At 72.0% G+C, this 9,378-nt stretch carries 5 protein-coding genes; 2 read left to right on the top strand and 3 right to left on the bottom strand.

The window, feature by feature from the left end; translation table 11 throughout:
• Positions 1 to 1,260: serine/threonine-protein kinase (locus tag CWC38_RS09520; RefSeq protein WP_133306245.1), on the bottom strand; the 1,260-nt coding region annotated here is incomplete at its 3' end.
• A 13-nt stretch (positions 1,261 to 1,273) separates the two neighbouring features.
• Positions 1,274 to 3,964 carry a bifunctional acetate--CoA ligase family protein/GNAT family N-acetyltransferase gene (locus CWC38_RS09515; RefSeq protein ID WP_121846520.1) on the bottom strand — a complete coding sequence of 897 codons (2,691 nt, stop codon included), beginning with the start codon at positions 3,962 to 3,964 and terminating at the stop codon, positions 1,274 to 1,276.
• Between the two features lie 70 nt (positions 3,965 to 4,034).
• Here CWC38_RS09515 and CWC38_RS09510 point away from each other — a divergent pair, with 70 nt between their 5' ends.
• A complete protein-coding gene (locus tag CWC38_RS09510; protein WP_121846519.1) occupies positions 4,035 to 6,593 on the top strand; it encodes a DNA gyrase/topoisomerase IV subunit A in 2,559 nt (852 codons plus the stop codon).
• A 102-nt stretch (positions 6,594 to 6,695) separates the two neighbouring features.
• Here CWC38_RS09510 and CWC38_RS09505 read toward each other — a convergent pair whose 3' ends face one another.
• Positions 6,696 to 8,804: a DNA gyrase/topoisomerase IV subunit B gene (locus CWC38_RS09505; protein WP_121846518.1), complete on the bottom strand. Its 2,109-nt coding sequence runs from the start codon at positions 8,802 to 8,804 to the stop codon at positions 6,696 to 6,698.
• Between the two features lie 229 nt (positions 8,805 to 9,033).
• Here CWC38_RS09505 and CWC38_RS09500 point away from each other — a divergent pair, with 229 nt between their 5' ends.
• Entirely contained in the window at positions 9,034 to 9,234 is a 201-nt protein-coding gene (locus CWC38_RS09500) for a DUF7455 domain-containing protein (RefSeq protein WP_121846517.1), read from the top strand.
• The last annotated feature ends 144 nt before the right edge of the window (positions 9,235 to 9,378 follow it).

The following is a 9,378-nucleotide window of genomic DNA, read 5'->3' as shown; positions in this document are numbered from 1 at the left end:
GCCCGTGCGCGGCGGGTCCGGGAGGGAGACCGCCGAGGGGTCGAGTCGCTCGGTGCTGTCCCCCACCTCGAGCGAGCGGGTGGCGTCCGTGGCCGGTGCTGCGGTCCCGGGGGTGTCCTGCCGCGCCGGTGCTGGCCGGGTCCCCGGCCCCGACAGCTCCTCCGGATCCGCGAGCGCGGCAGAGCCCACGCGGCTCACACCGCCCGCCGCTGGGTCCACGCGGGGGCCGGGCGCGGTCACGGGTGCGAACGGACGCAGCGGGTCCTGGCCCTGCTCGGCCATCGCGGGCTGAGCGGGGTTCGGGATGGCCTGCCGGTGCACGGCGTGCCACGCGATCGGCGCGTCGTGCCCGCCGCCCGCCGAGGGCAACCGGGCGGCGTCGGCCACCGGGGACAGCTCGCGCTCCGTGGTGGGTTCGAGCACGTCGAAGACCTCGAACGGCTCGCCGTCGGCGGTCTCCCCGGAGCGGCCCGCCCGTGCCTCGGCCCCGGCCAGCAGCTGTCCGAGGAGCCGGTCCGCCGCGTCGATGCGCTCGTCCGGGATGCGGCTGAGCAGTCCCTCGACCCCGGAGCGCAGGGCGGGCGAGTCCTCGAACAGGCCCAGCCGTGCGACGTCGTCCGGGCCCAGTGGATCTCCGCTGAGGTCTGCCTCGGGCAGCACCATGCGCACGGCGGTGACCCCCGCGGCGTAGAGGTCCATGGCCCGCGAGGGGCTGCCCGGCGCGTAGGCCTCGTGCGGCAGGTAGCCGGGGGTGCCCACCACGGTGCCCGTGTGGGTCAGGCGGGCGTCGTGGAGCCGCACCGCGATCCCGAAGTCCGCGAGCCGGGCCACGGGCAGCTGGGAGCCCGTGGGCTCGAGCAGCACGTTGGCGGGCTTGACGTCCCGGTGCACCCAGCCGCGGGTGTGCACGAAGCGCAGGGCCTCGAGGAGCTGGCACACGAGCTCCTCCGCGAGCCAGTCCGCCACCGCACCGTTGTCCTGCAGGGCCGCCTCCAGCGTTCCGCCGGAGACCAGCTCCATGGCGATGGCCACGTGCTCGTCCTCCGCCGCCCAGCCGTACGGTGCCACGACGTGCGGGTGCTCGAGGTTCACGGACTGCTCGCGGACGAACCGGAGCAGGTCCGCGGAGTCGCGCTGGCGCAGCACCTTGGCGGCGCACTCCCGCCCCAGCCGCAGGTCGTGCGCGCGCCACACGGCGCCGCTGCCCCCTTCCGCGATGGGGGTCAGCAGCTCGAAGCGGCCGGCAATGGTGTCCCGCACTCCGGGGTGCGCCCTAGCCCAGCATCGCGCGGCGGGCGCTGTCGGTGCGCTGCCCGGGGTCGCCGATCTTGACGGAGGCCGAGAGCACGGTGAGCACGGAGCCGGAGAGCACCACGGGGTTCAGCTCCAGGAAGGCGATCTGGGGGAACCGGTCCTTGAGGAAGGCCACGCGGTTCACGAGCTGCTCGAGCCCCGCGGTGTCCACCGGAGGCACCCCCTGGTACCCGAAGAGCTTGCGCGCGGCCTTGGGTGCGCGCACCATGCGGGTGATGTCCCGGTCTGTGAGGGGCGGCACGCGGTGGGCCCAGTCGTCCAGCAGGTTCACGGCGTCCCCGGCCATGCCGAAGGACAGCACCGGGCCGATCAGGGGGTCCTCGGCGGCACGCAGCACCACGGTCTGTCCCGTGGGGGCCATGGGCTGCACCTCGAAGTCCGTCACGTTCCACCCGGAGAGAGTGCGCGTCATGGTGTCGATGGCCGCGCGCAGCTGGTCCGCGTCCTCGATGTTGAGCACCACCCCGCCCAGGTCCAGGCGGTGGCGCAGGAAGGGGTCGGTGGTCTTCAGCGCCACGGGGTAGCCGAGCCGTTCCGCGGCCGCGGGGGCCTCCTCGGGGTCGGTGAAGTGCACCGACTCGAGCACGCGGATCCCCGCCAGACCCAGCAGCTCGTTGCGCTCCGCCGCGCTCAGCTCGTAGAGGGTGTCCCCGCTGACCTTGTCCCGGTGCCGTTCCAGGAAGCCCTCCACCCCGGCCAGGTCCACGTCCTGCGGGTCGTTCACCACACCCTGGTCCTGCGAGCGCCACGTGGTGTAGTCCACCACCTGGGCGAGGGCGTGCATCGCGGTGCCCGGGGAGTCGAAGCACGGCAGGGCGGCGTCGTCCGCCACGCGCACGGTGGCCGTGACGGCGTCGGGGCCGTGCTGTCCGGTGAACACGGCCACCGTGGTGCGCCCGGCATCGTGGGCGGCGAGCGCCAGGTCGCGCACCAGCGCGTCATGGTCCAGGCCCGGGACGGGCATCAGGACGAGCACGAGACTGTCCGCGGCGTCGCCCGCGAGCTGCTCGCGCGCCGCGGCCAGCACGGCGTCGTGCGCGGCGGCCGGGCCTCTGGAGGTGTCCACCGAACCGTCCACCACGGTGGGCTCGAGGTCCAGGCGCAGCGCGGTGTCCTCGGTGAGCTGGGCCAGGGCGAGCGCGTTGGAGACCACCGCGATGCGCCGGGACGCGGGCAGCGGCTGGCTCTCGGTGATCGCGGCGATGTCCAGCAGCTGCTCGGCGGTGCTCGCGCGGATCACCCCGGCCTGGCGGAACATCGCGTCCAGGGCACCGGCCGGGGCCTGGGTCACCCGTCCGGTGTGGCCCGGGGGCAGGCGCAGCCCCGTGACCTCCGACTTGGCGACGATCACGGGCTTGCTCAGGGACAGCCTGCGGGCGATGCGCGAGAACTTGCGCGGGTTGCCCACCGACTGCAGGTACAGCCCGCACACGGTGGTCCCCGGGTCGTCCTCCCAGAACTGCATGAGGTCGTTGCCGGAGACGTCCGCGCGGTTGCCCGCCGAGAGGTAGCTGGACATCCCCACGCCGTGGCGCAGGGCGGCGCCATACAGCATGGTGCCCACCGCACCGGACTGCGAGAACAGTCCCAGCCCGCCCCGGCGCGGCATCTCGGGCAGCACGGAGGCGTTGAGCGAGACCTCGGGGTCCGTGGTGATCAGCCCCAGGCTCGCGGGACCCACCACGCGCATGCCCGCGGCACGGGCGATCCGTACGAGGCGCCGCTGCGCCACGGCCCCCTCGATCCCGTCCTCGGCGTAGCCGCCGGTCATCACGACGACGGCGCGCACGCCGGCCCGGCCGCAGTCCGTCACCGCCTCCTCCACGGCCTCGCGCGGGACGGCGACCACCGCGAGGTCCACGGTGCCCTCGATCTCCGCGAGGGAGGAGACGAAGGTGAGACCGGCCCGCTCGTACGGGGTGTGCCCCACTCCGTAGAGGGTGCCCGTGTAGCCGCCGTCGAGGATGCCCTCCACGGCGTGGTGGCCCGCGTGGTCCCCGTGGGCTGAGGCCCCGATCACGGCCACCGTGGCAGGGGTCAGCAGGTCCTGCACGGAGCGGGCCTCGGCCCGGTGCTCGCGCGCGGCCATCACGGCCAGGGACTTCTCGGTGGGGTCGATGTCGAACTCCACGACCACCACACCGTCCTCGAACTGGCGGGAGACGTCGTAGCCGGCCTCCACGAACACGTGCAGCATCTTGCGGTTCTCGGGCAGCACCTCCGCGGTGAAGCGGTCGATCCCGTTCTCCCGTGCGGCCGCGGCCAGGTGCTCCAGCAGGATGGAGCCGATGCCCCGGCCCTGGTGGTGGTCCGAGATCATGAACGCGACCTCCGCCGCGCGCCGGGAGGTGCGGTCGTAGCGGCCCACCCCGATCAGCTTCTCGCCCAGGATCAGCACGAAGCACACCCGGTCCCGGTGGTCCACCGTGGTGAAGCGCTCGAGCTCCCGCTGGGACAGCCGGGGCTTGTAGGAGAAGAAGCGCAGGTAGATGCTGTCCTCGGACTGGGACGAGTGGAACTCCTGCAGCAGGTCCTGGTCCTGCGGGCTGATGGGCCGCAGGTGGGCCGTGGCGCCGTCGCGCAGGATCACGTCCGCCTCCCAGTACTCGGGGTAGGCCTGCTGCTGCGGAGTCTCGTCGTTGGAACCCATAGACTTCACACTAGCCAACCGCCTGCTCCGGACACAGGAGCACGCACCGATTCCAAGGAGTTGCCGCTCGATGGCTCGTCGCCGCTCAGCCACACGTTCCCCCCAGGACGACCTGCCCGAGGACTTCGTCGAGCACATCGTGGACGTGGACGTCACCCAGGAGATGGAGACGAGCTTCCTGGAGTACTCCTACTCGGTGATCTACTCCCGTGCCCTGCCGGACGCCAGGGACGGCCTGAAGCCGGTGCAGCGGCGCATCCTGTTCATGATGGACCAGATGGGTCTGCGCCCGGACCGCGGCCACGTCAAGAGCGCCCGCGTGGTGGGCGAGGTGATGGGCAAGCTGCACCCCCACGGAGACGCCGCCATCTACGACGCCATGGTCCGCATGGCGCAGTCCTTCGCGATGCGCGTGCCCCTGGTGGACGGCCACGGCAACTTCGGCTCGCTCGACGACGGTCCGGCCGCCCCGCGCTACACGGAGGCCCGCATGGCCCCCGCCGCCAGGACCCTGACCGGGGACCTGGACGAGGACGTGGTGGACTTCGTCCCCAACTACGACAACCAGTTCCAGCAGCCCGCCGTGCTCCCGGCCGCCTACCCCAACCTGCTGGTCAACGGCGCCACGGGCATCGCGGTGGGCATGGCCACCAACATGGCCCCGCACAACATGCGGGAGGTGGCCGCCGGGGCCCGGCACCTCGTGCTGAACCCGGAGGCCACGCTCGAGGAGCTCATGAAGCTCGTCCCCGGCCCGGACCTGCCCTCCGGCGGGCGGATCGTGGGGCTCGAGGGCATCCGGGACGCCTACCGCACGGGCCGCGGCTCGTTCCGCACCCGCGCCACGGTGTCCGTGGAGCAGGTCTCCCCGCGCAAGCAGGGCATCGTGGTCACCGAGCTGCCGTACATGGTGGGTCCGGAGAAGATCACCGAGAAGATCAAGGACGCCGTCCAGGCCAAGAAGCTCACGGGCATCTCGGACGTCGTGGACCTCACGGACCGCACCCACGGGCTGCGGCTCGTGATCGAGGTGAAGAACGGCTTCAACCCGCAGGCCGTGCTCGCGCAGCTCTACAAGCACACCCCGCTCGAGGAGTCCTTCGGGATCAACAACGTGGCGCTGGTGGACGGCCAGCCCCGCACCATGGGCCTGCTGGAGCTGCTGCGGGTCTACACGGACCACCGCATTGCCGTGGTCCGCCGCCGCACCGCGTTCCGGCTGGCCAAGCGCCAGGACCGGCTGCACCTCGTGGAGGGGCTGCTGATCGCGATCGTGGACATCGACGAGGTCATCCAGATCATCCGCGGCTCCGAGGAGACCGCCGAGGCGAGGGACCGCCTGACCGCGGTCTTCGACCTCTCCCGCGCCCAGGCCGAGCACATCCTCGAGCTGCGGCTGCGCCAGCTCACCAAGTTCTCCCGCATCGAGCTCGAGGCCGAGCGCGACAGGCTGCAGCAGGAGATCGCCGAGCTCGAGGCGGTCCTGGGTTCCGAGGCAGCACTGCGCGGCGTCGTCGCGGACGAGCTGTCCGAGACCGCGGAGAAGTTCGGGGACGACCGCCGCACCGTGCTGCTCGAGGCCGAGGACCTGCCCGCGGTCACCGCCGCGCAGCCCGGGGGCAAGAAGGCGGCCCACACGTCCGTGGCGCTGGAGATCAGCGACGACCCGTGCTGGGTCTTCCTCTCCACCACCGGGCGGATCGCACGCAGCGCGGCACGCACCACGCTCGCGGACGGGTCCCGGCGGTTCAAGCACGACGCCCTCACGAGCGTGGTCCCCGCGACCGCCCGTGGCGAGATCGCCGCCGTGACGTCCACGGGCCGCATGCTGCGCGTCTCGTGCGTGGACGTGCCCGTGCTGCAGGACTTCGACGGCGTTCCCCGCCTCGCGGACGGCGTGCCCGCCGCGGACTTCCTGGGTCTCGAGAAGAACGAGGCCCTCGTGGGTCTGGTGCCCCTGAACGAGGTGGTGGCCATCGGCACTGCGGCCGGTGTGGTCAAGCGCGTCACCCCGGACTACCCGCTGAACCTGGACCAGTGGCCCGCGATCAAGCTCAGGGACGGGGACCGCGTCGTGGGGGTCAGTGCGGCACCTGATGCCACGGAACTCGTGCTGGTCTCCTCGGGCGCCAAGCTGCTGCGCTTCCCGGCCTCCGCAGTGCGCCCCCAGGGCCGCACGGGCGGCGGAGTGGCCGGGATGAAGCTCGCCGAGGGCGAGCGCGTGATCTTCTGCGCCGCCGTGTTCCCGCAGGAGTCCACCGTGGTGGTCACCCAGGCCCGCAGCGACGGCCAGCTCCCCGAGATGGGAGAGGCCTCGGTGAAGGTGACCCCCCTCGGCGAGTTCCCCGCCAAGGGCCGCGCCACCGCCGGTGTCCGGGCCCAGCGGCTGCTCACCGGAGAGGACGGTCTCACCCTCGCGTGGGTGGGTCACGGTCCCGCCAAGGCGGTTTCCGCCGCGGGCGTCGCCCGTTCCCTGCCCACCGAGTACGGCCGCCGGGACGGCTCCGGGGTGGGTGTCGACCGCGCGGTCGCCGCCGTGGGCCCGGCTCTCACGGGGCTGCCCGCAGAGGTGCCCGCCACCGGAGCGGTCCACGGGGAGGACACGGGCACCGCGCCCAGGCAGGAGTGACCCACCCGGTGGCCGTTCGCGCCGCAGCCGGGCCCACCGCCCTCCCCTGCCGGCGGGCGCGGCGCCGCGGCGCCCTTCCCCCCTCAGCGCGGGTGGTCCGGTTCAGGCGTCGATCTGGTCCTGGTTCAGGTGCGAGGCGCCGGCCACGATGAAGTCCTTGCGCGGGGCCACCTGCGAGCCCATGAGCAGGGAGAACGCGCGCTCGGCGGCCTCCGCGTCGGCGACGCGCACGCGGCGCAGCACGCGGTGGCGGATGTCCATGGTGGTCTCCGCGAGCTGGTCGGCGTCCATCTCCCCGAGGCCCTTGTAGCGCTGGATGGGCTCCTTGTACCGCCGTCCCTGCTCCTCCAGGCTTCCGAGCAGGGTTTCCAGCTCGCGCTCCGAGTAGGTGTAGACCATCTCGTTGGCCTGGGAGCCGGGGTTGACGATCTGCACCCGGTGCAGCGGCGGCACCGCGGCGTACACGCGGCCGGCCTCCACGAGGGGGCGCATGTAGCGGTAGAAGAGGGTGAGCAGCAGTGTGCGGATGTGGGCACCGTCCACGTCCGCGTCCGTCATCATGATGACCTTGCCGTAGCGCGCGGCGTCCAGGTCGAAGCTGCGCCCGGACCCCGCGCCGATCACCTGGATCAGCGCAGCGCACTCGGCGTTGGCCAGCATGTCCGTGATGGAGGCCTTCTGGACGTTGAGGATCTTGCCGCGGATGGGCAGCAGCGCCTGGTGGTTGGAGTTGCGGGCCAGCCGGGCGGTGCCCAGGGCGGAGTCCCCCTCCACGATGAACAGCTCCGAGCGGGCCACGTCCGCGGAGCGGCACTCCACGAGCTTCGTGGGCATCGAGGAGGTCTCCAGCGCGTTCTTCCGCCGCTGCGTCTCCTTGTGCACCCGCGCCGAGATGCGGGACTTCATCTCCGCGACGACCTTCTCCAGCAACTGACCCGCCTGCGCCTTGTCGTCGCGCTTCGTGGAGGTCAGCTGCCTGGTCAGCTCGGACTCCACCACCTTGGCCACGATCTGGCGCACGGCCGGGGTGCCCAGCACCTCCTTGGTCTGGCCCTCGAACTGGGGCTCCGCCAGGCGCACGGTGAGCACCGCGGTGAGCCCGGCCAGGACATCGTCCTTCTCGAGCTTGTCGTTGCCCGCCTTGAGCTTGCGGGAGTTCGCGTCCACCTGCTTGCGGACCGTCTTGAGCAGGGCGTTCTCGAAGCCGCTCAGGTGCGTGCCGCCCTTGGGCGTGGCGATGATGTTCACGAACGAGCGCACCGTGGTGTCGTAGCCCACGCCCCAGCGCAGCGCCACGTCCACCTCGCACGTGCGCTCCACGTCCTGCAGCTGGGCGTGGCCGGAGTCGTCCAGCACCGGGACCCGCTCCGTGAACGAGCCCTGCCCCTGCAGCCGCCACACGTCCGTGACGGGGGCGTCCGCGGCGAGGAACTCGGTGAACTCCGAGATTCCGCCGTCGTACTGGAACACCTCCTCCACCGGACCGTCGGCGCCGGGCGTGCCGGGCAGACGGCGCTGGTCCGTGATGGTGATGCGCAGCCCCGGGATGAGGAACGCCGTCTGACGGGCCCTGCGCACCAGTTCCTCGGTGGAGAACGTAGCGTCCGGGGTGAAGATCTGGTCGTCCGCCCAGTAGCGGATGCGGGTGCCCGTGACCCCGCGCTTGGCCCTGCCCACCACCTGCAGGTGGGAGTCCGTGGTGAACGGCTCGAACGGTGCGCTCGGCGAGGGCGCGCCCTTGTCCGTGAACGTCCCGGGCTCACCGCGTTTGAAGGACATCTGGTAGGTCTTGCCCCCGCGGTCCACCAGGACGTCCAGGCGCGCGGACAGGGCGTTGACCACCGAGGCGCCCACACCGTGCAGACCGCCCGACGCCGTGTAGGAGCCGCCGCCGAACTTGCCGCCCGCGTGCAGCTTGGTGAACACCACCTCCACACCCGTGAGGCCCGTGCGGGGCTCGGTGTCGATCGGGATGCCGCGGCCGTCGTCGTGGACCTCCACCGATCCGTCCTTGTGCAGGATCAGTGCGATGTCCTGTCCGTAGCCCGCGAGCGCCTCGTCCACCGAGTTGTCGATGATCTCCCACAGGCAGTGCATGAGCCCGCGCGAGTCCGTGGAGCCGATGTACATGCCCGGGCGCTTGCGCACCGCTTCCAGGCCCTCCAGCACGGAGAGGTGGCGGGCGTTGTATTCGGATCGAGACGGTGTCACGGTGGAGCTTCTCCCGGGAGGTCGGTGTGCGGCGGGGGCCGGTGGGGACCACATCACTCTAGACGGCGCCCCATGGTTTGTGCGCGGTGGGCGAAAAGGTCGACTCCGGGGAAGCATTGCGCGGGTACGTGGGTTGTACTGGTACGTGCGGTCAGCGCGGGTCAGCCCGGCGTCGCACAGCGGCCGCCCCGTGAGGGGGCCGCATTCCACACCTGTGAGGAGGATCCCCATGAACGCGACACTCGAAGCGCGTGAACTGAACGCGACCCACCGTTGCGATGCCTGCGGAGCCCAGGCCTACGTGCGTGTGGTCCTCGAATCCACCGGCGGTGAGCTGCTGTTCTGCGCCCACCATGCGCGCGCCAACGAGGACAAGCTCCGTCCCCTGGCCGCCACGTGGCAGGACGAGACGGAGAACATCGGGGCCTGAGTCGGGCCCGGGGCCCACGGAGGTCGAACGGAACGAGGCGCGCACCGTACGGTGCGCGCCTCGTTCCATGGGGGCTTCCATCCTTCGGGGGTCTCGTTCCGCTGGAAGCTTTGTTCAGCGGGGGTCTCGCCCCCCCCCCCCCCC

Origin of the sequence: Kocuria tytonicola (assembly GCF_003687455.1) — a bacterium.
Lineage (GTDB): Bacteria > Actinomycetota > Actinomycetes > Actinomycetales > Micrococcaceae > Kocuria > Kocuria tytonicola.
This window is presented reverse-complemented; position numbering and strand designations above follow the sequence as displayed.